This is a genomic window from Curtobacterium sp. MCBD17_040 (assembly GCF_003234805.2).
Taxonomy (GTDB): domain Bacteria; phylum Actinomycetota; class Actinomycetes; order Actinomycetales; family Microbacteriaceae; genus Curtobacterium.
This window is the reverse complement of record NZ_CP126273.1, coordinates 2,594,876-2,619,888: the sequence shown is the minus strand read 5'-3', so window position 1 is coordinate 2,619,888 and position 25,013 is coordinate 2,594,876. Positions and strand designations below refer to the sequence as shown.

Sequence of the window (25,013 nt, the reverse complement as noted above, 5' to 3'; positions counted from 1 at the left end):
GTGCGGTCGTCAGGGGCCGTCCGGCGGGGAGTCCGCGGCCTCGGCGTCGTCCGCGGCCTCGTGCGGCACGAGCGGCACACCGAGGGCGTCCGCGAGCCGCGCTGCCGCTGTTCCCCGGTCGGTGACCGCCACGGCGTCGAGTCCCTGCCAGTCCGCGGTGCGGAGCAGCAGTGCGCCGAGACGCCCGGGATCGAGGTGTCGGCCGGGTTCCTCCCATGCCGTCCGGACGCGGAGGACACCGTGCTGGCGGTCGCTCTTGAGGTCGACCCGGCCCACGACCTGGTCGTCCTGCAGGACCGGTAACACGTAGTAGCCGTACACGCGCTTCGGGGCCGGTGTGTAGATCTCGATCCGGTAGTGGAAGCCGAAGACGCGCTCGGCGCGCGGCCGGAACCAGACGACGGGGTCGAACGGGCTGAGCACGGCGTCGGCCTCGACACGGCGGGGGACCGTGGCGTCGGCGTGCATCCACGCCGGGCGGCCCCAGCCCTCGACCTCGACGGGCACGACGACCCCGGCGTCCTCGAGGTCGCGCAGCGCCGACCGCGTCTGGTCCGACCGGAGGCGGTGGTAGTCCGCGACGTCCGCGAGCGTCCCGACGCCGGAGGCCCGGATCGAGCGCTCGACGAGGGTGCGGACGGCGTCGGTCTCGTCCGGGATCGTGTCGAGCACCTCGGCCGACAGCACCTGGTCCGGCAGGCCGTACACGCGCTCGAAGCCGCTCCGCCCGGCGCTCACGACGTCGCCCCAGCGGAACAGGTGCTCGAACCCCCGCTTGACGTCGCTCCAGCCCCACCACGGTCCTCGCCGCACGTTGCTCTCGTGCTCCACCGCGCTGGCGGGCAGGGGCCCTTCGGCGCGGAGCACGGCGAGGAGTTCCCGGAGGAGTGGCGCGTGGGTGGCCGCGAAGCCGTCGGGGTCGGCGTGGTCCCGCGCACGCCGCGTGTCCATCGCCCACCGGAACAGCGGCCAGCTCGCGCGGGGGATGAACGCGGCCTCGTGCGCCCAGTACTCCAGGTGGGCGGCGCCCCTCGTCATCGTCATGCGGTCGAGGAGGGCCTTGTCGTATGCACCGAGGCGGGCGAAGACGGGGAGGTAATGGCTCCGCTCGAACACGTTCACGGAGTCGATCTGCAGGAGCCCCAGCCGCTCGACGAGGGCGCGGATGGTCCGGCTCGACACCGCGCCCTCCGGGACCGCGCGGCCGATGCCCTGTGCCCCGAGCGCGACGCGTCGTGCCTGGGCGGCGGAGAGTGCGGTCCGGACCATGGCCGCAACGCTACCGGCGGCCTCCGACGTGCCCGTTGCCTCCCGGTCGTCCGGAACGCGCGCATCGTATTCCGGGATCGGAACACGAACGGGCACGCGCTCATACACTGGCGCAATGGCATGGGGCAAGAAGAAGCAACCGGACGTCCGGACGACGCGGCCGGCACCAGCGCTGTCGCGCCCCGCGGGTCGCGAGCAGGCGCGGACAGGTCGAGAGCAGGTCCCGTCGCGACGGCATCCGGCGTCGGTCGTCGAGGACAACGTCCCCGTCGGCATGCAGATCGCCGGTGCGTTCAGCTGGCGGATCCTCGTCGTCGTGGGCGTGATCGCGCTCTTCATCTGGCTGATGACGCTGTTCAGCGAGATCCTCATCCCGTTCCTCGTCGGCATCGTGATCGCGGCGTTCCTCATCCCGATCTCGAACTGGATGCAGCGGCACCACGTGCCCAAGTGGGCGGCGATCGTCATCAGCCTGATCGGCGGGCTCGCCGCGGTCGCCGCACTCCTCTGGCTCGTCGTGAGCCAGATCGTCTCGTCCTACCCGTCCCTCAAGAAGCAGACGCTGTCGCAGTTCGACAACATCAAGGACCTGATCGCGGGCGCGGGCCTCGGCGTGACGCAGAAGGACATCTCGGGCTACCTCGACCAGGGCACGAACTGGCTCCAGGCGCACTCGAGTTCGATCCTGTCGGGCGTCGCGAGCGCCGGATCGAGCCTGACGCACGTCGCCGAGGGCCTGTTCGTCATCCTGTTCACGGTGATCTTCCTGCTCATCGACGGCAAGAACGTCTGGCGCTGGTCGGTTCGGGTGTTCCCGATCAAGGCCCGCGCGGCGGTCGACGGCGCGGGCGTCGCCGGCTGGATCACGCTCTCGAGCTTCGTGCGCGTGCAGATCTTCGTCGCGTTCGCCGACGCGGTGGGCATCGGGTTCGGCTCCTGGTTCGTCGGCCTGTTCTTCGGCGGGCTGCCGCTCGTCATCCCGATCGCCGTGTTCGTGTTCCTCGGGGCGTTCGTGCCGGTGGTCGGCGCGATCGTCACCGGCTTCCTCGCGGTCTTCGTCGCGCTCATCTTCAACGGCCCCGTCGCAGCCTTGCTCGTCATCGGCGTCGTCCTGCTCGTGCAGCAGATCGAGGGCCACATCCTCCAGCCGCTCGTCATGGGCAACGCGGTCAAGGTGCACCCGCTCGCGGTCGTGCTCGGCGTCACGGCGTTCTCCGGTCTGGCCGGCATCGCCGGCGCGTTCTTCGCCGTGCCGCTCATCGCCGTGCTCAACTCGATGGTCACGACCGTCGCGCAGGGGCGCTGGAAGTACATGGACTCCGACCACGTGCGCGACGCCAAGCCCGAGCACGGCACCACGGTCATCCCGCGGTCGCGGTGGCACCGGCACAAGATCGGCGACGACGTGCCGGCACCGGGCAGTGACAAGCAGCCGACCGCCAACAAGGGCACCGCGGTCGACGTCGAGTGAGTCGTCCCGCGACGGTGACCCGTCGCGGGACGTGCGCCGACACGCGATGATGGTCCGGTGACGATCCCCAGCACCGTGCCGCAGGTCCCGACCCTCGACGACGTCGAGGCCGCACGGGTGGTCGTCGAGGGTGTGGCGCGCGTCACCCCGATGGAGACATCGCAGTTCCTCGGCGAGATCCTCGGCTCGGCCGTGCACCTCAAGTGCGAGAACCTGCAGCGCACCGGTGCGTACAAGATCCGTGGTGCGTACAACCGGCTCGCGGCGCTCGACGCCGACGAGCGCCGGCGCGGCGTCGTCGCCGCGAGCGCCGGCAACCACGCGCAGGGGGTCGCGCTGGCGGCCCGTGAGCTCGGCGTGCCGGCGACCATCTTCATGCCCGTCGGCGTCGCGCTCCCGAAGCTGCAGGCGACCCGGCAGTACGGCGCCGACACGGTCCTCCACGGCCACAGCGTCGAGGAGGCCCTGGCCGCTGCCCAGGAGTTCGCCACCCGGACCGGCGCGGTGTTCATCCCGCCGTTCGACCACCCGGACATCATCGCCGGGCAGGGCACCGTCGGCCTCGAGATCGTCGACCAGGTGCCGGACGTCGACACGGTCGTGGTGCCGATCGGCGGCGGGGGCCTGGTCTCCGGTGTCGCGCTCGCGGTCAAGGGCGTCGCCCGGCAGCAGGGCCGGTCGATCCGGGTCGTCGGCGTCCAGTCCGCGAACACGGCCTCGTACCCGGTGTCGATCGAGGCGGGTGCGCCGACCACCATCACGACCACCCCGACCATCGCCGACGGGATCGCGGTCGCCCGACCCGGCGAGCTCAACTTCCCGCTCGTCCGCGACCTGGTCGACGAGATCGTCACCGTCGCCGACGACGACGTCGCCCGGGCGCTCCTCGTGCTGCTCGAACGCGCCAAGCTCGTCGTCGAGCCGGCCGGCGCGGTGGGTGTGGCGGCGATCATGGCCGGGACCATCCGCGACTCCGGCAGGACCGTGGTGGTGCTGAGCGGTGGCAACATCGACCCGCTCATGATGGAGCGCGTGATCACGCGCGGGCTCGTCGCGGCGCAGCGCTACGTGGCGATCCGGATCATGCTCCCCGACCGCCCGGGGCAGCTCGCCCTCGTGTCGCAGGTGATCTCGGACGCCGGTGCGAACGTCGTCGAGGTCCTGCACACGCGGCACGGGCAGGGGCTCGAGATCACCGAGGTCGCGCTCGAGCTGAGCATCGAGGCCCGGGGGCCGGAGCACGCGGCCGAGGTCACGGAGCGCCTGCGCGAGGCCGGGTTCCGTCCACTCGTCCGCCACTGACGACGGTCGGGAGGGCCGGTGCGGACCGGTCCCGCCCCTCCCGCCCGCCTGCCCCCATCCCGCGAGATCGCACTCGTTGCCGCTCTGGAGGCACCAGAGCGGCAACGAGTGCGATCTCGCGGGAGGAGATGCGGGGACGTCGAACGCCCCCGTCGGCGGAGCGACGGGGGCGTTCGACGTGGATCGGGGGAGCCGCCTACGGCTCGTACCGCTCGACCTTCTGCACCGTGACGGCGATCTCCCTGCCGTTCGGCGCGGTGTAGCTCGTCGCGTCGCCCGCACGCAGCCCCATGATCGAGGCGCCGACCGGGCTCGACGGGCTGTAGACCGTGAGGTCGGCGCCGTCGGCGACGATCTCACGGTTGCCGACGAGGAACGTCGAGTCGTCACCCGCGATCGTGGCCGTGACGACCGTGCCGGGCTCGACCGTGCCGTCGAAGTCGGCCTCGCCGACCGTGGCGTGCTTGAGGAGCTCGGTGAGCTGACGGATGCGGGCCTCGATCTTGCCCTGCTCGTCCTTCGCGGCGTGGTAGCCGCCGTTCTCCTTGAGGTCGCCCTCCTCGCGCGCGGCCTCGATGCGCTGCGCGATCTCGGTGCGAGCGGGGCCGCGCAGCTGCTCGAGCTCCGCCTGGAGACGGTCGTGCGCCTCCTGGGTCAGCCAGGTGACCTGGGTGTCGTTGCTCATGGGTGTTCCCTTCGGCCGAAAAAAAGGAGACCGGCCGGAGGGGCCGGTCTCGCTTGGCGAATCAGAGCAGACTAAGGGATCCAGCAGGTGTTGATCAAGCCGGTGACACCGCGGGAACTCGTCTTGACGACCGTGTCGATCGAGGTCGTGCGCTGGGTGCTCGCCGGCAGGTCGACGACCTTCCACCCGACGATGGTGAACGACTTGTCGAGCACCTGCACCGCGCAGTCGACTCGGTTGCCGGGGTCGACGGACACCTGGGAGTGCACGAGCGTCGCACGGTCCGACTGCACGTGGTACCCGACGTCCTCGGAGTCCAGGCCGTGGTCGGTCTGGCCGGGACCGGCCCAGATGACCCAGACCGTGAACACGACCACGATGACGATCGCCGCGGCGACCGCGACGAGGACGGACCGTCGGCGTCGCCCCGGGGTGCGACCGTAGCGGTCGTCGAGGGCGGCTGCAGCCGATCCCTGTGCGGATCCGAGGCCTGGCGTGGGGGTGTGCGAAGCGGACAGCATGGACTCCTGGAACGATTATCCTCGTCCCAGGGTAGTTCACCCGGCCCCTCGCGGGGTTCGCCCGCCCGGCCAGCGCCGGCAGCATCGAGGAGTGTCGTGCCCCTGCGTCTCATCGCGGTCCATGCCCATCCCGACGACGAGTCGAGCAAGGGAGCCGCGACGTACGCCAAGTACGTGGCGGAGGGCGCTCAGGTCCTCGTCGTCTCGTGCACGGGTGGTGAGGCGGGCGACATCCTCAACGAGCAGCTCCCGGAACCCGCGCGCAGCCGGGCGCACCGCGACATGGCCGGACACCGACGGACGGAGATGGCGGCGGCCCAGGCGGCCCTCGGGATCGACCACGTCTGGCTCGGCTACCACGACTCGGGACTCCCCGACGCGGAGAAGGGCGAGACGGTGCGGCCGGGGACCTTCGCGACCGTCCCGATCACGACGAGCGCGGCGGTCCTCGTCCGGATCGTGCGGCGCTTCCGTCCGCACGTGATGATCGCGTACGACGAGAACGGCGGCTACCCGCACCCGGACCACATCCGGTCGCACGAGATCGCGATGGAGGCCTGGCGCACGTCCGGCGACCCGACCGCCTACCCCGAGGCGGGCGCCCCGTGGACCATCGACAAGCTCTACTACGAGCGCACGTTCAACCCGGATCGGTTCCGCGCGATGTACGCGGCGATGGCCGAACGCGACCCGGACGCGCCGGAGCTCGCCGAGATGGCGACGTTCCTCGAGCGGTTCGAGGGGCGCGAGGACCTGTCGACCTCCCACGTCCACGTGGCCGAGCACCTGGCCGCGCGTGACGCCGCGCTGCGGGCCCACGCCAGCCAGGTGCCCACCGACAGCCGCTTCTTCTTCTGGCCCCCGGACGTCGTCGCCGCCATCTGGCCGACCGAGGACTTCCAGCTCGTCGAGTCCCGTGTGCCGACCACGCTGCCGGAGACCGACCTGTTCGCCGGGATCGACGAGGAGTCCGCCCGATGAGCGCCACCGTCCTGACCGGGGCCCTCGTGCTCGCGGCCGCCACGTCACCGACCACGCCCGCCTCCACGGTGCCCGACGTCGACGTCACGCCGGGCGTGTGGGGGTTCGTCGTCATCGCGATCGTCGCGGTCGCGACGATCGCGCTCGTCGTCGACATGACCCGGCGCATCCGCCGGACCCGGTACCGGTCGGAGATCCGGGAACGGCTCGAGGCCGAGGCCCGCGGCGAGCTCCCGGGCGAGGACGCCGACGGCCTCGGGGACCTCGACGGCCGCGGCGGCCAGGACGACCGCCGGGGCCCGGGAGGCTGCGGAGACGTCCGCGGGACCGGTGACGCCGGACGCGCGGACGTCGGGGACGACACCGAGCGCGGCTGAGGCCTCCGGCCGGATCGCGGTCAGCGCACCGGATGGAGCGCGACGACGAGCACGCCCGTCCACTGCGCGACGAACGCCACGACGGTCAAGGCGTGGAACACCTCGTGGAACCCGAAGACGCGCGGCGCGGGGTCGGGCCGCTTGAACCCGTACACGGCCGCACCGAGCACGTACGCGAGCCCGCCCGTCAGGACGAGGACCATCATCGCCGTGTCGGCGGCGAACAGCTGCGGCAGGTAGAACAGCGCGGAGCACCCGAGCAGGACGTACAGCGGCACGTAGAGCCAGCGCGGGGCTCCGACCCAGAACACCCGGAACGCCATCCCGAGGGCCGCGCCGCTCCACATCACGACGAGCAGCACGGTCGCGTCGCGGTCGCCGAGCGCACAGACCGCGACGGGCGTGTACGTGCCGGCGATGAGCAAGAAGATGTTCGTGTGGTCGATCCGCTTGAGGACGCCCTTGACGCGTGGGCTCCACCGGAACCGGTGGTAGGTGGCCGAGACACCGAACAGCACGAGGGACGCCGCCGTGAACACGGCGCTCGCGGCCTTCGCCGCCGGGGTCGCAGCCAGGCAGACGAGCACGATGCCGAGCGCGGCCGCGACGGGGAACGCCCCGAGGTGGATCCACCCACGCCAGGCGGGTGGCGGGACCGGCGCCGACGCGACCGACGCGTCCCGGGCCTCCTCGGCTTCCTCGACGAACGGCACGTGCGGGAGCGCGTCCGGGCTGGGATCGGTCATGGTCCAACGGTAGGCGACCCGGCCGTCGTGCGTGCGTCGGCCGGATCCCGGGTGCAGGTCCGTGCACTAGCGTTGTCGCGTGAGCGCCAGGGCGGGATGGACAGGGCGAGGCCTGGTCTACCGCGCCTACCAGCGCCGCATCCGCGCGCAGATCGCCGCCACCCCACGTCACGTCGCGATGATCGTCGACGGCAACCGCCGATGGGCGAAGCAGCTCGGGCTCGAGACGGCCGCGCACGGCCACCGGGCCGGAGCCGCGAAGATCCCGGAGTTCCTCGGTTGGTGCGACGACCTCGGCGTCCAGGTCGTCACGCTGTACCTGCTGTCCGCCGACAACCTGACGGGGCGGCACTCGGACGAGCTCCGACAACTCACCGGGATCATCGCCGAACTCGCCGCGAACCTGGCGGCCCATCCCACGTGGCGGGTGCAGCACGTCGGGTCGAACGAGGGACTGCCGCCGGAACTCGTCCGCGCGCTCGAGGGTGCCGAGGCAGAGACCGCCGAGCACACGGGGCTGCACGTCAACCTCGCCGTCGGGTACGGCGGCCGGCGCGAGATCGCGGACGCCATGCGCAGCATCGTCCGGGCGCACGGTGCGGGCGGTGGGACGCTCGACGACCTCGCCGAGGTGCTGACGCCCGAGCTCATCGGCGACCACCTCTACACGCAGGGACAGCCCGACCCGGACCTCGTCATCAGGACGTCGGGCGAACAGCGTCTGTCCGACTTCATGCTCTGGCAGAGCGCACACAGCGAGTTCTACTTCGTCGAGGCGTTCTACCCGGACCTGCGCGAGGTCGACTTCCTCCGCGCGGTGCGGGACTTCGGGCGGCGGTCGCGCCGGTTCGGCGGCTGACGGCTGCGGGCCTCCCGACTGCGGTCCGGCCGGATCGCGTCGGCCTGGCCACGGTCCTCCCGGCCCTGTCGGATCGCCGGTGCGTGCGCTCTGCGGCTCCGGTGCAGCGGCACCAGCGCGTTCTCGGTACACTCACAGCGCTCGCGTCCATGAGGACGCATCGACCGGGGATGGGGACGGTCGGCGGACCAGAACCAGGAGACCACCGGACGTGACCACCATCGACGAGTACGCCGCCGGGTTCCAGGAGGAGCCGGGGTACCTCGACCACGCGGCGTTCGGCCCGGTCCAGACCGCGGTGCTCGAGGAGCAGCGCGTGCTCGGCACCATCCAGGAGCACGTCCGCTTCGGCGCCATGGAGGTGCTCGACGAGCAGGACGCGCGGGTGCGCACCGTCGCCGCGCGCCTCGTCCGCCGTCGCGACGACCAGGTCGTCTCGCAGACCGCGACGACGCCCGGACTCCTGCACACCGCCTTCGGTTTGACCGGCGGTGTCCTCGTCGCCGCGGACGAGTACCCGTCGTTGCCGCTCGCACTCGCGAGCGCCGCCGCCGCCACGGGGCGCGTGCAGCCGCTCGTCATCGAGTCCGGCGCGGGGTGGATGACGCCGGACCTCATCGCCTCGCGCCTCAGCGACGACGTCGCCGCGGTCGCGCTCAGCCTCGTCGACTGGCGGACGGGGTACCGAGCCGACCTCGCGGCGATCCGCGACGTGATCGGGGACCGCCTGCTCATCGTCGACGCGATCCAGGGCTTCGGCGCCGTCGACGAGCCGTACGAGGTCGCGGACGTCATCGCCACCGGCGGCCAGAAGTGGTTGCACGCCGGCTGGGGGACCGGGTTCGTGTCGTTCAGCGACCGCGCGCTCGAGCGGCTGCAGCCCGCGCTCTCCGGGCCCGCCGGCACCGTCGGCGAGCCCGGCGAGGTCCCGACCGTCGCGCCGGGCGCCGCCGCGTACCAGATGACGCGCATCGACCCGGTCGCGCAGGCGCGGCTCGCGGTCTCCCTCGAGTCCCTGTCCGGCGTCGGTGTCGCCGCGGTGGAGGCCGCCGTCGCCGAGCGGGCCGAGCGGGTGTTCGACCTGGCGGACGAGTTCGGCGTCGTCGTCGAGTCCTCGCGCGACCGCCGCGAGCGCGCGGGCATCGTCGTGCTCCGGCCCGCACCCGAGCGGTTGACCGCGCTCGCCGCGTCGCTCCACAACCACGGCGTGACCGCGACGACCCGCGCCGGGACGCTGCGTGTGTCGGTCTTCGTCTCGACGACCAACGAGACCCTGGCGATGCTGCGGGACGCGCTCGTGTCCTTCGCGACGATGGTCTGACCCGCTCCGGCGTCCGGCGTCCGGCGACCGGCGTCCGGCCTCCGGCGACCGGCGTCCGGCTTCCGGCCCGGCCCCGAACCTCCGCGATATCGCAGTAGGTGTCGTTCTCGCCCCGTCACAACGACAACTACTGCGATCTCGCGGAATGGCACGGGCCGGGCCTGGCCGGGCCGGCCCTGGCCGGCCCGGCCGGGCTGGGGCACGAGTGACGAGCGTTCACGCCCTCGTAACCCGGAGCCGCCGCGTGTCCCCGGGAGCGTGTCGGTGGGCGGACGTAGATTCGCGACATCGGGCATCGTGCCCGGTCGAAGCGGCCACCGGCGGAGCTTCGAGACCGCGTCGTGGCCGTTCCGAGGACAAGGACCGGGTCGAACGCGGCCCGGGGATGGAGTGGTCGTGACCTCTCAGAACACCTCGCGTGGAACGTCCTCGACAGCGGGGGCCGCACCCCGCTCGGGACGGGCCGCCGATGCGTCCGCCGGTATCGCGCAACGGACCTACGTGCTCGACACGTCCGTCCTGCTCAGCGATCCGCGCGCCCTGTTCCGGTTCGACGAGCACGCCGTCGTGCTGCCGGTCGTCGTGGTGAGCGAGCTCGAGTCGAAGCGGAACGACCCCGAGATCGGGTACTTCGCTCGGCAGGCCCTGCGGATCCTCGACGAGCTCCGCATCGAGCACGAGCGCCTCGACTTCCCCGTCGCGGTCGGCGAGGGCGGTTCGCTCCGCGTCGAGCTCAACCACTCCAACATGACCGTGCTGCCGTCGGGGCTGCAGCTCGGCGACAACGACTCCCGGATCCTCGCGGTCGCCATGAACCTGGCGAACGACGGCCTCGACGTCGTCGTCGTGTCGAAGGACCTCCCACTCCGCGTCAAGGCGGCGTCGATCGGCCTGCCGGCCGAGGAGTACCGCGCGGAACTCGCGGTCGACAGCGGCTACACGGGCGTCACGACGCTCGAGATCTCGGGCGACCAGATGGCGGGCCTCTACGAGCACGAGGAGGTCCGCTCCGCCAGCCTCGACGGCGTGCCGGTCAACACGGGCGTGGTGATCCACTCGGAGCGCGGGTCGGCACTCGGACGCGTCCACACGCCGGGAGCGGTGGCGCTCGTCCGCGGCGACCGTGAGGTCTTCGGCCTCCGCGGCCGGTCGGCGGAACAGCGCCTCGCGATCGACGCCCTGCTCGACCCCGAGATCGGGATCGTGTCCCTGGGCGGCAGCGCCGGCACCGGCAAGTCGGCGCTCGCGCTCTGCGCCGGTCTGGAGGCGGTGCTCGAGCGGCAGCAGCACAAGAAGGTCATGGTCTTCCGCCCCTTGTACGCGGTGGGTGGCCAGGAGCTCGGCTACCTGCCGGGCGACGCCGCCGAGAAGATGAACCCGTGGGCGCAGGCCGTGTTCGACACACTCGGTGCCCTCGTGTCGGACAACGTCCTCGAGGAGGTCCAGGAGCGCGGGATGCTCGAGGTCCTGCCCCTGACCCACATCCGCGGGCGTTCCCTGCACGACGCGTTCGTGATCGTCGACGAGGCCCAGTCCCTCGAGCGCAACGTGCTGCTCACGATGCTGTCCCGGATCGGGCAGAACTCGCGCGTGGTCCTGACCCACGACGTCGCGCAGCGCGACAACCTGCGCGTCGGTCGGCACGACGGCGTCGCCTCCGTCATCGAGCGGCTCAAGGGCCACCCGTTGTTCGCGCACGTCACGCTGACGCGGTCCGAACGGTCGGCCATCGCGGCGCTCGTCACCGAGATGCTCGACTCGCCCGAGCTGGCGTAGAGCCGAGCTGGCGGAGCTCCGAGCTGGCGGAGCGCCCGACTGCTCCTCCACACCGGCGCCGCCGACACGTCTCTCCACAGATCCGGGAGGGACGGGTCGGCGGCGTCGGTCGTCCCGCCATGCTGGATCCGTACACGTCGCGGGTCGGTTCCGGCTCTGGGGACGGCCTCCGCCGGCTCGCGGCGTGTGCAGCCCGGGCGGCCTCCGGTGGGGGAGTCGAGGTCGCCCGGGTCCTCGTCCGGTCCGAGCTGGGTCAGTTCGGGTGCGTCATGCTCAGCACGTCGAGCGCGCTGTCGAGCTGCTCCTCGGTGACCTCGCCCCGCTCCACGAACCCGAGGGCGACGACGGCCTCGCGCACCGTGATCGATTCGGCGACGGCGTACTTGGCGACCTTCGCGGCGGCTTCGTACCCGATCACCCGGTTCAGGGGTGTGACGATGGACGGGGACGACTCGGCGAACCCGCGAGCTCGGTCGAGGTCGGCCTCGAGCCCGACGATGGTCTTGTCGGCGAGCGCGCGCGTGCTGTTCGTCAGGAGCCGGATGGACTCGAGCAGCGCGGTGCCCATGACCGGGATCGCCACGTTGAGCTCGAACGCGCCGGAGGCTCCGGCCCAGGCCACGGTGGCGTCGTTGCCGATGACGCGCGCGGCGACCATGAGCGTGGCTTCGGGGATCACCGGGTTGACCTTGCCGGGCATGATCGACGATCCGGGCTGCAGGTCCGGGATCCGGAGCTCCCCGAGCCCGGTGTTCGGACCCGACCCCATCCACCGCAGGTCGTTGTTGATCTTCGTCAGGCTCACGGCGAGCACCCGGAGCGCGCCCGATGCCTCGACGAGGCCGTCACGAGCGCCCTGCGCCTCGAAGTGGTCGGCCGCCTCGGTGATCGGCAGGCCGGTGTCGGACGCGAGCTGCTCGATGACGCGCTGCGGGAACCCGGCGGGGGTGTTGATCCCGGTGCCGACCGCGGTGCCGCCGAGGGGGACCTCGGCCACCCGCGGCAGGGTCGCCTGCACGCGCTCGATCCCGAGTCGGATCTGCCGGGCGTACCCGCCGAACTCCTGTCCGAGCGTCACCGGGGTGGCGTCCATGAGGTGCGTCCGGCCGCTCTTCACGGCCGTCGCCCACAGCGCCGCCTTGTCCTCGAGTGCGGAGGCCAGGTGGTCGAGCGCGGGGACCAGGTCGTGGATGAGCGCCGCGGTCACCGCGATGTGCACCGAGGTCGGGAAGACGTCGTTCGAGGACTGCGACGCGTTGACGTGGTCGTTCGGGTGCACCGCGGTCCCCGAGGCGTCCGACGCGAGCGTCGCGAGGACCTCGTTCATGTTCATGTTCGACGACGTGCCGCTGCCGGTCTGGTAGACGTCCACGGGGAACTGGTCGTGGTGCTCCCCGCCGATGATCCGGTCGGCTGCCGCCACGATCGCCTCGGCGACCTCCGGCCCGACGACCCCGAGCTGCCCGTTGACGATCGCCGCCGCGCGCTTGATGCGGGCCAGGGCGACGATCTGCGCCGGCTCGAGGCCGCTGCCCGAGATCGGGAAGTTCTCGACCGCCCGCTGGGTCTGTGCGCGGTACAGGGCCGAGGCCGGTACACGGACCTCGCCCATCGTGTCGTGCTCGATGCGGTAGTCGCCGCTGTCCGCCGTGCTGCCGTCGGCGGATGGGGAGGTCGTGGTTTCGGTCACGTCGTCGTGGTCCTTCCTGTGGTGCCGGTCCCCGGCGGTCGGCCGGTCGGCTGCGGTGCCGATTGCGGCGATTCGCGCCGGTCGACGGAGGCGTCGGGCGCGGGGCCCGGCCGTGGCGGGAGGACTCAGGCGTTCCCGACCACGGTGTCGATGTCGACCAGTCCCGTCGTGAGGTCGTAGGTCGCACCGACGACGGCCAATCTACCCTCGGCGATGGCGTCCGACACGGCACCGGAGCGCTCGATGACCGTGCGCATGGTGGCCTCGAGGTGGGCCGCGCCCACGGCCTCCGGGTCGACGGCGAGGGCGGTGTCGGCGGCAGCGTCCGGCGCCGGGGCTCCCGGGGCGGCGCCGACCGTGGACCGCACCCGCTCGACGCTGGGGGCGATCGCGTCCACGAGGGCCTGGAGGTGCGGCGCCGGCACGGGTTCGCCCGAGCACGCGGCGTTGACCGCTCCGCAGCGGGTGTGCCGGAGCACGACCACCAGCGGCGTGCCGAGCGCGACCACCGCGAACTCGATCGACCCGAGCACGACGTCGTCCGCGATCTGCCCGGCGTTCCGGATGGCGAACACGTCGCCGATGCCGGCGTCGAACACGTGCTCGAACGGCACGCGGCTGTCCGAACAGCCGAGGACGGTCGCGAAGGGCGACTGGGACGCGGCCAGCTCGCTCCGGCGCTCGGGGTCGGTGCGACCGACGCGACGCTTGTCGGAGGCGAACCGAGCGTTGCCCTCGACGAGCAGGCGCAGGGCCTCGGCTGGGGTGCTGGCGGCGCGGTTCATCGGTTCTGGTCCTCCAGTTGGATGGCGATGCGGTGTGCGACGGTGCGGAACGAGGCGTCGTCCGCCGTGCCGGCCAGGACGACCGTGCTCGCACCGAAGGTCGCGACGAGCGAGTAGGCCTCGTTCCCGGCGCCCTTGCCCTCGTCGCGCCGGTCGTACACGGTCCACTTCGTGCCGTCGATGGTGCGTGAGCCGGTGGCGGCGTGTTCGTCGAGCTGGTTGGCGACCCACGTCTGGTTCGCCCTGATGCCCTGGTGCACGCCGATGTACTGGTCGTCCGGGGTGATGAGTCCGACGGTCCAGACGTCGACCCCGTCGGCGGTGTCGTCCTGGAAGTCCGCGCGGTTCGCCGAGTACCCCGACGGCAGTCGTGGCGCGGCCAGGGTCACGTGCGGGACGTCGGCCTGCGCCGCGACCGACCGGTAGTCGACGTGGGTCGACGTGCTCGACGGGTGATCGGGCCGGGCGACGATCGCGACGAGTGCGAGCACGACGGCCAGCGACGCCGCGAGGGACAGCACGAGGTTGAGCGCCGTCTGGTGCTGCCGGCGGACGCGACGGGCGTCCTCCTTGCGGATCCGGGTCTCCTCGGCGGTCTCGGGGCGTCCGAGTTCGGCGACGACCGGCGCGCCCTGCGGGTGTTGGTCGCTCATCGGTCGTCCTCGGGCGGCACGCCGTTGCGTGCCGCGTCGAGTCGTGCCCGGGCGCCGACGAGCCACTCCTCGCACCGAGCGGCCAGGGCCTCGCCCCGCTCCCACAGCGCGAGCGACCGTTCGAGTGTCGCGGAGCCCTGCTCGAGCTCGGACACGACGCGGACGAGTTCGTCGCGAGCGGCCTCGTAGCTCAGCGAGGCGACGTCCGACCCCTGGTCGGCTCCGGAAGCGGCTGGTGCTGGCACCGTCCGATCCTACCGAGCACCCGGTGACAGCACGGCGTCGTCGGCGTCGAGCTGGGGATCGTCCCGACCCACCCCGTCGGACTCCGCCCCGTCGGACTCCGCCCCGTCGGACTCCGCCCCGTCGGACTCCGCCCCGTCGGATGCCACGGCGTCGGACTCCGTGGCATCGCCGGGCGCCGGACGCACGCCCTGCGGCCCGGACCCGTCGGCGGCGATGGTGCCGACCGCCGTGCCGTCGCCGAGCGTCACCCGCACCGAGGTCGGCGTCGCGACCTCGGCGGACGAGCGCACCACCGCGCCGTCGTCGGTCTGGACGATCGCGTAGCCGCGCCGGAGGGTGTCCCGCGGCGACAGCGCCCGCAGCCGACCGGTGAGGTGCCCGACCTCGTGGTGGGAGCGCTCGATCGTCCGCTCGAGGAGTTCGCGGCTGCGGGACAGGTCGCGCGCGACCTCCTCGGCCCGGGTGTCGACGAGCCACGCGGTGGACGCGAGCGCGGGACGGGACCGGAGCGCGGCGATCCGGTCCGCCTCCACCGAGAGCGTGTGCGACAGGCGGAGTCCGATCCGGGCGCGGGCCTGGCGGACGTTGGCGAGCTCCTCGGCCACGTCGGGCACGACGCGCTTGGCGGCGTCGGTGGGGGTCGACGCACGGAGGTCCGCGACGTCGTCGAGCAGCGGGCGGTCGGCCTCGTGCCCGATGGCCGAGACGATCGGTGTCGTGCACGCGGCGGCGGCGCGGACCAGACCCTCGTCGCTGAAACCGAGCAGGTTCTGGAAGTCACCGCCACCACGCGCGACGATGATGACGTCGACCTCCGGGTCGGCGTCGAGGGTCTGGATCGCCGCGGTCACCTCGGCCACGGTGCGGTCGCCCTGCACGGCGGCGTGCACGGTGCGGAACGCGACCTGCGGCCAGCGGAGCTGCGCGTTGCGGAGCACGTCCTTCTCGGCGTCGGAGTCCTTGCCCGTCACGAGTCCGATCCGCCGGGGCAGGAACGGCAGCGGGCGCTTCCGCGCGGCGTCGAACAGCCCCTCGGCGAGCAGGGTGGCGCGGAGCCGCTCGAGGCGTTCGAGCAGGTCCCCGAGTCCGACGTGCTTCATCTCGACGACCTGCATCGTCAGGGAGCCGCCCTTGACCCAGTAGTTGGGCTTGATCGCGGCGACGACACGGTCGCCCTGCCCGAGGTCGGACGGGACCCGCGCACGGACGCTCGACCAGATCGAGAACGACACGGTGGCGTCGACCTCGCAGTCCTTGAGCTTGCCGTAGACGTTGCCGCCGGCCACGTTCCACTGCGTGATCTCGCCCTCGACCCACGCGGTGCCGAGCCGGTCGATCCAGTCCCGGAGCTTCGCGCCGAGCAGCGCGACCGGCCACGGGTTGTCCGCGGTCGGGGGGCCCTGGTCGATCGCCATGCACTGCTCCTGTCGTCGTGCGCCGACGTCGTGCCGTCGGTCGTGGGAAGGGTCTCCATCATCCCCCGTCCCCCGGACGGTCCCGGTCGTCCGGGGTGTCCCTCCACACCGGTTCCGCCCAGGGCGGACGCCCAGGGGACGTGTCAGCGTCGGCACCTAGGATCGATGCGTGACGATCACCAACGGACGCACCGTGCAGCTCGCGCCGCCCCGCGTCCCGGCGGCTCGCGGCCGACTCCGGGACGAACCGGTCGCCGGCACCAAGAAGGTCCTCCTCGCCGCCCCTCGCGGGTACTGCGCCGGGGTCGACCGTGCCGTCATCGCGGTCGAGAAGGCGCTCGAGCAGTACGGGCAGCCCGTGTACGTCCGCAAGCAGATCGTCCACAACGTCCACGTCGTGTCGACGCTCGAACAGGCGGGCGCCGTGTTCGTCGACGACGTCGCCGAGGTCCCGCGCGGCGCGCACGTCGTCTTCAGCGCCCACGGGGTCTCGCCCGCGGTCGTGCAGGGGGCGGCCGACCGCGACCTCCACGCGATCGACGCGACCTGCCCGCTCGTCACGAAGGTCCACCGCGAGGCCCTGCGGTTCGCCAAGGCCGACCGCACGATCATCCTCATCGGTCACGCCGGACACGAAGAGGTCGAGGGCACGATGGGGCACGCCCCGGAGCGCACGATCCTCGTCAACGGCCCGGAGGACGTCGCCGCGCTCGAGGTCCCGGACCCGACGAACCTCGTCTGGCTCTCGCAGACCACGCTGAGCGTCGACGAGACGATGGAGACCGTCCGCCTGCTGCGCGAGAAGTTCCCGCTCATCGAGAACCCGCCGTCCGACGACATCTGCTACGCCACGCAGAACCGCCAGGTCGCGATCAAGAAGGTGGCGGCCGACGCCGACCTGGTGATCGTCGTCGGCTCCGCGAACTCGTCGAACAGCGTCCGCCTGGTCGAGGTCGCGCTCGAGCACGGTGCCAAGGCCGCGCACCGCGTCGACTACGCCGAGGAGATCCAACAGGAGTGGCTCGACGGCGTGCAGACCGTGGGCGTCACCTCCGGCGCCTCCGTCCCCGAGGTCCTGGTGCGCGAGGTGCTCGAACAGCTCGCGGACGCCGGCTTCGGCACGGTGGACGAGGTCGTCACTGCGCACGAGGACCTCATGTTCTCGCTGCCGAAGGAGCTCCGCACGGACGCGACGGGACAGCGCGACGCGCGCGCCCTGGGTGGCCGTACCCGGTGAGCGACGCGACCGACGGCCGGGAGGCCCCTCCCGCGTCCGGCGGTCGGCCCTCCGATCCCGTCGGCCGGGAGGCCCCTCCCGCGTCCGGCGATGGTCCCACTCCCGAACGCCGTCCGGATCCGGCCGACGCTGCCGGCCGCACCGTCGGTCGGCCCGCCCCGCAGTACGGCGAGTACGCGCCCGAGGGCTGGGTCAATCCGGTCGAGGTCGAGCGCGCACGCGGTGAACGCGAGGCGGCGGAACGGCGCCGGGCCGAGGCCGACGACCAACGAAGGCCGGTTCCGGTGGGCCGGGTCGGGCCTCCCGGCCGTGCACCGGGGCGATCCCGTCCCGGTGTGCCGACGTCCGGCCGGTTCGGTGCGTCCGCCGGAGACCTGCTCCTGACGGTGCTGCTGCTGGCGTTCGGGTTCACGACCGTCGTGCAGCAGCTCTTCGGCATCAGTCACACCGCCGCGACCATCGCCGACCAGATCGCCGCGCGCTACACCGAGCTCGCCCACCCGGAGGCGCTCGTGCCCGCGAGCGCGCTGTGCGCCGTCGTGGACCTCGTGTTGTTGATCGGCACGGTGTGGTGGTCGGTGGCGCGCCTCCGCCGTCGCCGGGTCACGTTCTGGGTGCCGCTCGTCGGTGGTGCGGTCGCCGGGGCGTTCTCGGTCGTCGTCTACGTCGTCGTGCTCGCGCACGACCCCGCGTACGTCACCTGGATGGTCACGCACAGCGGGCTCTGACCGAGCGCCACGGAGCGGCGGCCGAGCGTCACCGATCCGGTGGCCGCACCGCGCCGATGAGCGGCCGGACCGAGCCGGGCTCAACCGACCAGGAACGCGCCCACCGCCGCGTGGAGGGCCGCGAGGTCGTCCACGTGCACGAGCTCCCGCGCCGAGTGCATGGACAGCAGCCCGACGCCGATGTCCACGGTGGGGATCCCGAGCCGGGTCGCGGCGAGTGGACCGATGGTCGAGCCGCCGGGGATGCCGTTGTGGTTGACGAAGGGCTGGTACGCGACGCCGGCCGCGGCGCATGCGGCGGCGAACACGGCCTCGCCCCGGCCGTCGGTCATGTACCGCTGGTTCGCGCTGATCTTGAGCAACGGACCCGCGCCCGGTCGGGGCCGGTTCGCCGGGTCGTGCTTCTCGCCGTGGTTCGGGTGCACCAGGTGTCCGGCGTCGCTCGAGAGCAGCCACGACGCGCGGAACGCCCGCGCCGCCTCGCCGACCGTCGCGCCGAGTCCGGCCTGGACACGGCGCAGCACGTCCTCGAGGAAGGGCCCGGACGCACCCGACGGGGTGGCGGAGCCCACTTCCTCGTGGTCGAACGCCGCGAACACGGGGACGTGGTCGGCGTCCCCGGGCGCCGCGATGACCCCACGGAGCCCGGCGTGCACGCTCGTCAGGTTGTCCATGCGCCCGGACGCCAGGAACGCGCCGTCGATGCCGATGCGGGCCGGGGCCTGCGTGTCGGCGAGGAACAGGTCCCAGGCCACGACGTCGCCGGGGATCCGGGCGCGGAGCCACTCGACGACGTCCGGCCCGCCGAGGGTGCCGCCGTCGGTACCGACCACGGGCAACACGTGTCGCTGTCGGTCGATCGCCGCGCCCTCGTTCACCCCGCGGTCCAGGTGGATGGCCAGGTTGGGGATGCGCGCGACGGCCTCGGTCGCCACGAGGGTCGTGCTGCCGTCGGCGAGGACCGCGCGTCCGGCGATGCGGAGGTCGCGGTCGAACCAGGTCGAGAGGATCGGTCCGCCGTACACCTCGACGTCGAGTTGCTCCCACCCCGCGTTCCGGACCACCGGGTTCGGCTTGACGCGGAACCCGGGGGAGTCCGTGTGGGCGCCGACGATCCGGAACGGGGTGGTGGGCGTCGCGCTCGCCGGCAGTCGCCATGCGATGACCGCGCCGTCGCGCACGACGACGTACGCGCCGGCGTCGGTCGGCCAGTCGTCGAGCTCGTCGAGCTGTGTGAACCCGGCCGCCACGAGCCGGCGGGCCGCAGCGTCCGCGGCGTGGAGGGCCGTGGGCGCGTCGACGACGAACGACGCGAAGTCGGGGACGAGGGCGTCGGGGGCGGTCACGCTCAGCTCTGGGACTGTCCGGCCGACCCGAGCACCTTCGCCGCCTGCACGACGCGGGCGGCCATGGCGGTCTCGGCCTTCTTGCCCCAGGCCCGCGGGTCGTACTGCTTCTTGTTCCCGACCTCGCCGTCGACCTTGAGCACGCCGGTGTAGTTCGTGAACATCGAGTCGGCGATGTCGCGCGTGAACGCGTACTGCGTGTCGGTGTCGATGTTCATCTTGATGACGCCGTTCGACACGGCCTCGTGGATCTCGTCGTCGGACGACCCGGAGCCGCCGTGGAACACGAGGTCGAGCGGGTTCTGACCGGTGCCGTGGTGCTCGGCGATGCCGCGCTGGATCTCGCCGAGGAGCTCCGGACGGAGCTTGACGTTGCCCGGCTTGTAGACGCCGTGCACGTTGCCGAACGTCAGCGCGGCGATCCACCGGCCCTCGTCGCCCATGCCGAGCGCCTCGACGGCCTTCTCGACATCGCCGAGCGTCGTGTACAGGGCCTCGTTCGTGCCCTCGTGCTTGACGCCGTCCTCCTCGCCGCCGACGACGCCGATCTCGACCTCGAGGATCGCGTTGATGTTGCGGGTCTTCTGGATCATCGTCTTCGCGATCTCGAGGTTCTCGTCGAGGGGGATCGCGGAACCGTCCCACATGTGGGACTGGAAGATCGGGTCGCGGCCCTGCCGGATCTCGTCCTCGCTCGCCTGGATGAGCGGCAGGACGAACGAGTCGAGCGCGTCCTTGGGGCAGTGGTCGGTGTGGAGCGCCACCGTGATCGGGTAGTTCTTGGCGACCTCGTGGGCGAACGCCGCCATGGCCAGCGCGCCGGCGGCCCGGTTCTTGACCGTGTGGCCGGCGAAGTAGTCGGCACCGCCCGTCGTCACCTGGATGATGCCGTCGGACCCCGCCTCGGTCAGGCCCTGCAGGACGGCGTTGATCGTCTGCGACGACGAGACGTTCACGGCCGGGTACGCGAACTTGCCGGCCTTCGCGCGGTCGATCATCTCGGCGTACTGCTCGGGGGTTGCGATGGGCATCTCGGCTCTCCTTCGACGTGTCGATCCGTCCACGATCGTAGCCAGGGGCCGGGAGGCCGGTCACAGGTGGTCGAGGGCGGCCTCCCGCCCGGCGCGCCGTCCGGCTCCGGACGACAGCTGTCGCTCAGCTCTGGGACGCCCGAACGTCCACTGGGAAGCGGCTCGGTACGCTGGACGGGTGAATGCGACTGACACCGGTGCCCTGTTCCTCCAGCCCGACCGCAACCTGGCGCTCGAGCTCGTGCGTGCGACCGAGGCGGCGGCGATCCGCGCGCAGCCGTGGGTGGGGCGGGGTGAGAAGAACCTCGCCGACGGTGCCGCGGTCGACGCCATGCGCAAGTTCCTCGGCACGGTCAACTTCGACGGTGTCGTCGTGATCGGTGAGGGCGAGAAGGACCAGGCGCCCATGCTGTTCAACGGCGAGCACGTCGGCAACGGGCACGGACCCGCGTGTGACATCGCGGTGGACCCGATCGACGGCACCTCGCTCACCGCGGCCGGGCGGCAGAACGCGATCTCGGTGATGGCGGTGTCGGACCGTGGGTCGATGTACGACCCGTCGGCGGTGTTCTACATGAACAAGATCGCGGCCGGCCCCGAGGGGCGCGGGGTCCTCGACCTGCACAAGCCCGTCGGCGAGAACATCCGTGCGCTGGCGAAGGCGAAGCACAAGGACATCGAGGACATGCAGATCGCCGTCCTGGACCGTCCCCGGCACGAAGAGCTCATCCGGCAGATCCGCGCGGCGGGTGCCGGCACGCGGCTGTTGCTCGACGGTGACGTCGCCGGAGGGATCTCGGCGGCGATGCCCGGATCGAAGATCGACATGTGCGTCGGTGTCGGCGGGACGCCCGAGGGCATCATCACCGCCTGCGCGATCAAGGCGCTCGGCGGCGTGATCCTGGGGCAGCTGCAGCCCAAGGACGACGACGAGCGGCAGAAGGCCATGGACGCCGGGCACGACCTCGACCGCGTGCTCGACCAGGACGACCTGGTCACGGGCGACAACACGTTCTTCGTGGCGACGGGTGTGACCGACGGCGTGCTCGTCGACGGCGTCCGGCGCTCGCGCGGTGTCATCCACACCGACTCGATCGTGCTCCGCTCGCACTCCGGCACGGTCCGCCGGATCCAGGCCGACCACCGCGTCGAGAAGTGGTTCTGACCCGCATCGGCGTCAGTCGTCGTCGACCGCGGCGACGAGTTCCGGCGCGGTGAGCAGGCGGGGCTCGTCCTCGACGGGGGTGGGTTCGGCGATCACCTTGGCCTCGTCGAGCAGCGACAGGCGACGGGCCGACGGGAGCACCTGCCGCTCGAGCGAACCGACGAAGCGGTTGTAGTCGACCACGGTCCCGCGGATCGTCCGACCGAGCTTGTCCACGTGCCCGGCCATCGTCGCGAGCCGCCCGTAGAGCTCGCGGGACACGCGGAACAGCTCGCGGGCCTCCAGGGTGACCACGTCCTGCTGCCAGCTGAACGCGACGGTCTTGAGGACCGACCACAGCGTCACCGGCGAGGCGAGTGCGATCCGCTTCCGGAACGCGTGATCGAGCAGCCCCGGATCCGCGGCCAGTGCGCTCGACACCAGGGACTCGGACGGGATGAACGCGATCGTCAGCTCCGGTGAGGCGTCGTACCCGGACCAGTACTCACGCGCGGCCAGGGCGTCGACGTGGGCGCGGACGGCGCGCACGTGCTGGTCGAGCAGTGCCCGGCGTCGGGCGGCGGCCTCACCCGTGGCGGTCTCGGGGATGCTCGTGGCCTCGAGGTAGGCGCTGAACGGGACCTTCGCGTCGACGGCGATCGACTTGCCGCCCGGCAGGTGCACGACCATGTCCGGACGGGCGGCCCCCGCGGTGGTGGTGACGCTCGACTGGACGTCGAAGTCGACGCGTTCCAGCAGCCCCGCGGCCTCGACCACGTTCCGCAGCTGGGTCTCGCCCCACACGCCGCGGGTGCTGTTCGACGACAACGCGCTCGCGAGGGTCTCGGCGGTGGCGCGCAGTCGCTCCTCCGATTCGACCGCGGCACGGAGCTGTGCCGACAGCGCGCCGTACTGCTCCCCGCGGCTGCGCTCGAGCGCCGTCACCGTCCGCTGCATCTGCTCGAGCGTGGCCGCGACCGGCCCGAGCGCCGTGAGGACGCGGGACTCCTGCTCGGTCCGCGTCGTGTCGGCGCCGTGCATGCGGGAGACGATGTGCTCGAGCTCGGCGGCCCGGCGCTCGAGCGACTCGACCTGCCGGCGGTACTGGGCGTCCTGCATGGCCAGGCGGTCGGCGTGCTCCTGGGCCCGCTCGGCGTCGTGCGCGGCAGCGTCGGCGACGGCACGGTCCAGCTGCGCGCGGAGACCGTCGGCCGTCGCCCGGGCGGTCGCGAGGTCGGCGCCGGTGCGACCACGCACCACCGACCACGCCACGAGGGCGCCGAGCGCGGCCCCGACGAGCAGTCCGACGACGAGCAGGAGAGCGTCCATGTCCCCGAGCGTGGCAGCGACCCCCGACACCGCGCGCGGGCCCATGCTGCGGGCGGTGTGACCCGAGCGGGAACTCAGTCGGCGAACGCCATCGCGCGGTCGCCGCGGGGCTCGGACGTGCGCGCGTGGACCGTCCCGAGCTTGGCGTTCGTGGCCGTCGACAGCCCCTCGAGCGAGTCGACGCCGTGCTGCGCGGCAGCGTGCACGATGATCGCGGCGCAGGCCTCGGCGTCGGCGAGGGCGTCGTGGTGGCGGAAGCCGTCGAACCCGGCCGCGCCCGCAGCCATCGGGAGCCGGTAGGAATCGAGCTGGTAGGTGCGTCGGGCGACCTGCAGGCTGCAGAGGTGCCGGTGGGCCACGACGTCGATCCCCGTGGCCGCGCACCCGCCTGCGATGACGCCCATGTCGAACCGGGCGTTGTGGGCCGTCAGGACGTCCTCGCCGGCGAAGGCACACAGCTCGACGTACTGTTCGGCCCAGCCGAGGGCGTCGATGACGTCCTCGGCGACGATGCCGTGGATCCGCGTGTTCCACTCGAGGAACGCGTCGTGCCCGACCGGCGGCCGGATGTACCAGGAGGCCCGTTCCACGACCACGCCGTCGCGCACCTTGACGAGTCCGACCGAACACGCCGAGGCGCTCGATCCGTTGGCCGTCTCGAAGTCGATCGCGGTGAAGTCCAGGGGCACGTCGCCATGCTCGCACGACGCTCCGACATCCCCTCGTGTCACACGCCGCGTCCGTCGCCCGCCGCCGGACCGGGAGGTGTGGGGCGGGCCCGCACCGTCCCTCCCGGCCGCCGCCGGACCGGAAGTGCGGGGCGGGCCCGCACCGTTCCTCCCGGCCGCCGCCGTTAGGCTTGTCCGTCGTGGCACTCACCATCGCGATCGTCGGACTCCCGAACGTCGGCAAGTCGACCCTGTTCAACGCCCTGACGAAGAACCAGGTCCTGGCGGCGAACTACCCGTTCGCGACCATCGAGCCGAACGTCGGCGTCGTCAGCCTGCCGGACCCGCGCCTGCAGCAGCTCGCGGACCTCTTCCACTCGGAGAAGGTGCTGCCGGCTCCCGTGTCGTTCGTCGACATCGCGGGCATCGTCAAGGGCGCGAGCGAGGGCGAGGGTCTCGGCAACAAGTTCCTCGCGAACATCCGCGAGGCCGACGCCATCGCGCAGGTCGTCCGCGGCTTCGCGGACGACGACGTCGTGCACGTGTCCGGCCAGGTCTCGCCGCGCGACGACCTCGAGGTCATCAACACCGAGCTCATCCTCGCCGACATCGAGACCATCGACCGCGCCCTGCCGCGGTACGAGAAGACGGTGAAGCTCAAGCAGGCGGAGCCCGCGGTCCTCGAGACCGCCCGGGAGGCCCGTGCCGCGCTCGAGCAGGGCACGCTCCTGTCCGCGACGTCCATCGACCTGGCCCCGATCAAGGAGCTCGGGCTCCTGTCGGCCAAGCCGTTCATCTTCGTGTTCAACGTCGACGAGGCCGTGCTCACCGACGACGCCCGCAAGGCGGAGCTCGCCGCGCTCGTCGCCCCCGCGCAGGCCGTGTTCCTCGACGCCAAGATCGAGTCCGAGCTCATCGACCTCGAGCCGGACGAGGCGCAGGAGCTCCTCGAGGCCACCGGGCAGCCGGAGTCCGGGCTCGACCAGCTCGCCCGCATCGGGTTCGACACCCTCGGGCTGCAGACGTTCCTGACCGCCGGTCCCAAGGAGTCCCGCGCCTGGACGATCGGCAAGGGCTGGAAGGCGCCGCAGGCCGCGGGCGTCATCCACACCGACTTCGAGAAGGGCTTCATCAAGGCCGAGGTGATCTCGTTCGGCGACCTCATCGCCGCGGGGTCGATCGCCGAGGCACGGTCTCGTGGGGTCGCCCGGATCGAGGGCAAGGACTACGTCATGCAGGACGGCGACGTGGTGGAGTTCCGCTTCAACAACTGACCGGCTCGGAACGACGGCGATCCGGCGCTGTTCGCCCGCCTCGGTCCGCAGGGAGTCCGCAGGGTCACCGGAGACCTGGCGCAGAGGCCCTGCTGACGCCGACCGTGTGCGGTCGTCGGCGTTCGGCCCGACGTGGCTTGTAGCCTGCGCGCCGCGGCG

23 protein-coding genes and 1 pseudogene are annotated in these 25,013 nt (G+C 72.1%); 11 read left to right on the top strand and 13 right to left on the bottom strand.

Going from position 1 to position 25,013, the window contains the following annotated elements; translation table 11 throughout:
• Nucleotides 1-9: 9 nt before the first annotated feature.
• Nucleotides 10-1,269 (bottom strand): winged helix-turn-helix domain-containing protein, encoded by a 1,260-nt coding sequence (locus DEI94_RS12245; RefSeq protein ID WP_111027634.1) that lies wholly within the window; start codon nucleotides 1,267-1,269, stop codon nucleotides 10-12.
• A 115-nt stretch (nucleotides 1,270-1,384) separates the two neighbouring features.
• On the opposite strand from DEI94_RS12245, the gene DEI94_RS12240 reads away from it, so the two are divergent.
• Together DEI94_RS12240 and ilvA are read left to right on the top strand one after the other, a co-directional pair.
• On the top strand, nucleotides 1,385-2,740 hold the full coding sequence (locus DEI94_RS12240; protein WP_258378093.1) for an AI-2E family transporter: 1,356 nt from the start codon (nucleotides 1,385-1,387) through the stop codon (nucleotides 2,738-2,740).
• Between the two features lie 57 nt (nucleotides 2,741-2,797).
• The gene (gene ilvA, locus DEI94_RS12235) at nucleotides 2,798-4,042 is read left to right on the top strand and encodes a threonine ammonia-lyase (protein WP_111027633.1); all 1,245 of its coding nucleotides are present in this window, start codon (nucleotides 2,798-2,800) and stop codon (nucleotides 4,040-4,042) included.
• Between the two features lie 196 nt (nucleotides 4,043-4,238).
• On the opposite strand, the gene greA is transcribed toward ilvA, so the two are convergent.
• Nucleotides 4,239-4,727, bottom strand: coding sequence for a transcription elongation factor GreA (gene greA, locus DEI94_RS12230; protein WP_111010902.1), 489 nt, complete (start codon nucleotides 4,725-4,727; stop codon nucleotides 4,239-4,241).
• A 71-nt stretch (nucleotides 4,728-4,798) separates the two neighbouring features.
• A complete protein-coding gene (locus DEI94_RS12225; protein WP_111010901.1) occupies nucleotides 4,799-5,248 on the bottom strand; it encodes a DUF4307 domain-containing protein in 450 nt (149 codons plus the stop codon).
• Nucleotides 5,249-5,344: 96 nt separating this feature from the next.
• On the opposite strand from DEI94_RS12225, the gene mca reads away from it, so the two are divergent.
• Together mca and DEI94_RS12215 are read left to right on the top strand one after the other, a co-directional pair.
• On the top strand, nucleotides 5,345-6,229 hold the full coding sequence (gene mca, locus DEI94_RS12220) for a mycothiol conjugate amidase Mca (protein ID WP_181434886.1): 885 nt from the start codon (nucleotides 5,345-5,347) through the stop codon (nucleotides 6,227-6,229).
• Nucleotides 6,226-6,606 carry a hypothetical protein gene (locus DEI94_RS12215; protein ID WP_349815153.1) on the top strand — a complete coding sequence of 127 codons (381 nt, stop codon included), beginning with the start codon at nucleotides 6,226-6,228 and terminating at the stop codon, nucleotides 6,604-6,606. Before mca ends, DEI94_RS12215 begins: the two co-directional genes overlap by 4 nt.
• Before the next feature lie 20 nt (nucleotides 6,607-6,626).
• On the opposite strand, the gene trhA is transcribed toward DEI94_RS12215, so the two are convergent.
• Nucleotides 6,627-7,352, bottom strand: a complete 726-nt coding sequence (trhA, locus tag DEI94_RS12210; protein ID WP_111013680.1) for a PAQR family membrane homeostasis protein TrhA — start codon at nucleotides 7,350-7,352, stop codon at nucleotides 6,627-6,629.
• A gap of 79 nt (nucleotides 7,353-7,431) precedes the next feature.
• Here trhA and DEI94_RS12205 point away from each other — a divergent pair, with 79 nt between their 5' ends.
• The 3 genes from DEI94_RS12205 (at nucleotide 7,432) to phoH2 (ending at nucleotide 11,308) form a co-directional block, all read left to right on the top strand.
• Complete coding sequence (locus DEI94_RS12205; protein ID WP_111010899.1) at nucleotides 7,432-8,211, top strand: isoprenyl transferase; 780 nt, start codon at nucleotides 7,432-7,434, stop codon at nucleotides 8,209-8,211.
• A gap of 211 nt (nucleotides 8,212-8,422) precedes the next feature.
• Nucleotides 8,423-9,532, top strand: coding sequence for an aminotransferase class V-fold PLP-dependent enzyme (locus tag DEI94_RS12200; protein ID WP_111010898.1), 1,110 nt, complete (start codon nucleotides 8,423-8,425; stop codon nucleotides 9,530-9,532).
• 483 nt (nucleotides 9,533-10,015) lie between these two features.
• Nucleotides 10,016-11,308, top strand: a complete 1,293-nt coding sequence (gene phoH2 / locus DEI94_RS12195) for an RNA 5'-3' helicase PhoH2 (RefSeq protein ID WP_258374937.1) — start codon at nucleotides 10,016-10,018, stop codon at nucleotides 11,306-11,308.
• A 253-nt stretch (nucleotides 11,309-11,561) separates the two neighbouring features.
• Here phoH2 and DEI94_RS12190 read toward each other — a convergent pair whose 3' ends face one another.
• The 5 genes and pseudogenes from DEI94_RS12190 to xseA all read right to left on the bottom strand — a co-directional run.
• The gene (locus tag DEI94_RS12190; RefSeq protein ID WP_111027074.1) at nucleotides 11,562-12,998 is read right to left on the bottom strand and encodes a class II fumarate hydratase; all 1,437 of its coding nucleotides are present in this window, start codon (nucleotides 12,996-12,998) and stop codon (nucleotides 11,562-11,564) included.
• 125 nt (nucleotides 12,999-13,123) lie between these two features.
• The gene (locus tag DEI94_RS12185; RefSeq protein WP_111027075.1) at nucleotides 13,124-13,783 is read right to left on the bottom strand and encodes a carbonic anhydrase; all 660 of its coding nucleotides are present in this window, start codon (nucleotides 13,781-13,783) and stop codon (nucleotides 13,124-13,126) included.
• Nucleotides 13,780-14,436 carry a DUF4245 domain-containing protein gene (locus tag DEI94_RS12180; protein WP_111010895.1) on the bottom strand — a complete coding sequence of 219 codons (657 nt, stop codon included), beginning with the start codon at nucleotides 14,434-14,436 and terminating at the stop codon, nucleotides 13,780-13,782. The genes DEI94_RS12185 and DEI94_RS12180 overlap by 4 nt, the downstream gene beginning before the upstream one ends.
• Nucleotides 14,433-14,681 (bottom strand): exodeoxyribonuclease VII small subunit, encoded by a 249-nt coding sequence (locus DEI94_RS12175; protein ID WP_111027076.1) that lies wholly within the window; start codon nucleotides 14,679-14,681, stop codon nucleotides 14,433-14,435. Before DEI94_RS12175 ends, DEI94_RS12180 begins: the two co-directional genes overlap by 4 nt.
• A gap of 108 nt (nucleotides 14,682-14,789) precedes the next feature.
• Nucleotides 14,790-16,097, bottom strand: a pseudogene (gene xseA, locus DEI94_RS12170) (exodeoxyribonuclease VII large subunit); the annotation flags it as partial.
• Between the two features lie 169 nt (nucleotides 16,098-16,266).
• On the opposite strand from xseA, the gene DEI94_RS12165 reads away from it, so the two are divergent.
• Both DEI94_RS12165 and DEI94_RS12160 read left to right on the top strand, forming a co-directional pair.
• Nucleotides 16,267-17,334: a 4-hydroxy-3-methylbut-2-enyl diphosphate reductase gene (locus tag DEI94_RS12165; protein ID WP_111027078.1), complete on the top strand. Its 1,068-nt coding sequence runs from the start codon at nucleotides 16,267-16,269 to the stop codon at nucleotides 17,332-17,334.
• The gene (locus DEI94_RS12160) at nucleotides 17,331-18,062 is read left to right on the top strand and encodes a DUF6264 family protein (RefSeq protein ID WP_111027079.1); all 732 of its coding nucleotides are present in this window, start codon (nucleotides 17,331-17,333) and stop codon (nucleotides 18,060-18,062) included. Before DEI94_RS12165 ends, DEI94_RS12160 begins: the two co-directional genes overlap by 4 nt.
• An 80-nt stretch (nucleotides 18,063-18,142) precedes the next feature.
• On the opposite strand, the gene DEI94_RS12155 is transcribed toward DEI94_RS12160, so the two are convergent.
• Together DEI94_RS12155 and fbaA are read right to left on the bottom strand one after the other, a co-directional pair.
• Nucleotides 18,143-19,408 carry a M18 family aminopeptidase gene (locus tag DEI94_RS12155; protein ID WP_111027080.1) on the bottom strand — a complete coding sequence of 422 codons (1,266 nt, stop codon included), beginning with the start codon at nucleotides 19,406-19,408 and terminating at the stop codon, nucleotides 18,143-18,145.
• 2 nt (nucleotides 19,409-19,410) lie between these two features.
• The gene (gene fbaA / locus DEI94_RS12150; RefSeq protein ID WP_111010890.1) at nucleotides 19,411-20,439 is read right to left on the bottom strand and encodes a class II fructose-bisphosphate aldolase; all 1,029 of its coding nucleotides are present in this window, start codon (nucleotides 20,437-20,439) and stop codon (nucleotides 19,411-19,413) included.
• Nucleotides 20,440-20,617: 178 nt separating this feature from the next.
• Here fbaA and glpX point away from each other — a divergent pair, with 178 nt between their 5' ends.
• Complete coding sequence (gene glpX, locus DEI94_RS12145; protein WP_111010889.1) at nucleotides 20,618-21,604, top strand: class II fructose-bisphosphatase; 987 nt, start codon at nucleotides 20,618-20,620, stop codon at nucleotides 21,602-21,604.
• Between the two features lie 12 nt (nucleotides 21,605-21,616).
• Here the strand turns inward: glpX and DEI94_RS12140 are convergent, their stop codons facing one another.
• Nucleotides 21,617-22,912, bottom strand: coding sequence for a DNA recombination protein RmuC (locus tag DEI94_RS12140; protein ID WP_111010915.1), 1,296 nt, complete (start codon nucleotides 22,910-22,912; stop codon nucleotides 21,617-21,619).
• A 74-nt stretch (nucleotides 22,913-22,986) separates the two neighbouring features.
• Entirely contained in the window at nucleotides 22,987-23,601 is a 615-nt protein-coding gene (locus DEI94_RS12135) for an exonuclease domain-containing protein (RefSeq protein ID WP_111027081.1), read from the bottom strand.
• A 179-nt stretch (nucleotides 23,602-23,780) separates the two neighbouring features.
• On the opposite strand from DEI94_RS12135, the gene ychF reads away from it, so the two are divergent.
• Nucleotides 23,781-24,854, top strand: coding sequence for a redox-regulated ATPase YchF (ychF, locus tag DEI94_RS12130; protein ID WP_111027121.1), 1,074 nt, complete (start codon nucleotides 23,781-23,783; stop codon nucleotides 24,852-24,854).
• Nucleotides 24,855-25,013 lie beyond the last annotated feature (159 nt).

Excerpts from the sequence above, each read along its gene's own strand:
- greA (WP_111010902.1), bottom strand. The coding sequence starts at position 4,727 with ATGAGCAACGACACCCAGGTCACCTGGCTGACCCAGGAGGCGCACGAC.
- DEI94_RS12245 (WP_111027634.1), bottom strand. The coding sequence starts at position 1,269 with ATGGTCCGGACCGCACTCTCCGCCGCCCAGGCACGACGCGTCGCGCTC.
- DEI94_RS12225 (WP_111010901.1), bottom strand. The coding sequence starts at position 5,248 with ATGCTGTCCGCTTCGCACACCCCCACGCCAGGCCTCGGATCCGCACAG.
- DEI94_RS12140 (WP_111010915.1), bottom strand. The coding sequence starts at position 22,912 with ATGGACGCTCTCCTGCTCGTCGTCGGACTGCTCGTCGGGGCCGCGCTC.
- DEI94_RS12240 (WP_258378093.1), top strand. The coding sequence starts at position 1,385 with ATGGCATGGGGCAAGAAGAAGCAACCGGACGTCCGGACGACGCGGCCG.
- DEI94_RS12185 (WP_111027075.1), bottom strand. The coding sequence starts at position 13,783 with ATGAACCGCGCCGCCAGCACCCCAGCCGAGGCCCTGCGCCTGCTCGTC.
- DEI94_RS12215 (WP_349815153.1), top strand. The coding sequence starts at position 6,226 with ATGAGCGCCACCGTCCTGACCGGGGCCCTCGTGCTCGCGGCCGCCACG.
- DEI94_RS12180 (WP_111010895.1), bottom strand. The coding sequence starts at position 14,436 with ATGAGCGACCAACACCCGCAGGGCGCGCCGGTCGTCGCCGAACTCGGA.
- fbaA (WP_111010890.1), bottom strand. The coding sequence starts at position 20,439 with ATGCCCATCGCAACCCCCGAGCAGTACGCCGAGATGATCGACCGCGCG.
- trhA (WP_111013680.1), bottom strand. The coding sequence starts at position 7,352 with ATGACCGATCCCAGCCCGGACGCGCTCCCGCACGTGCCGTTCGTCGAG.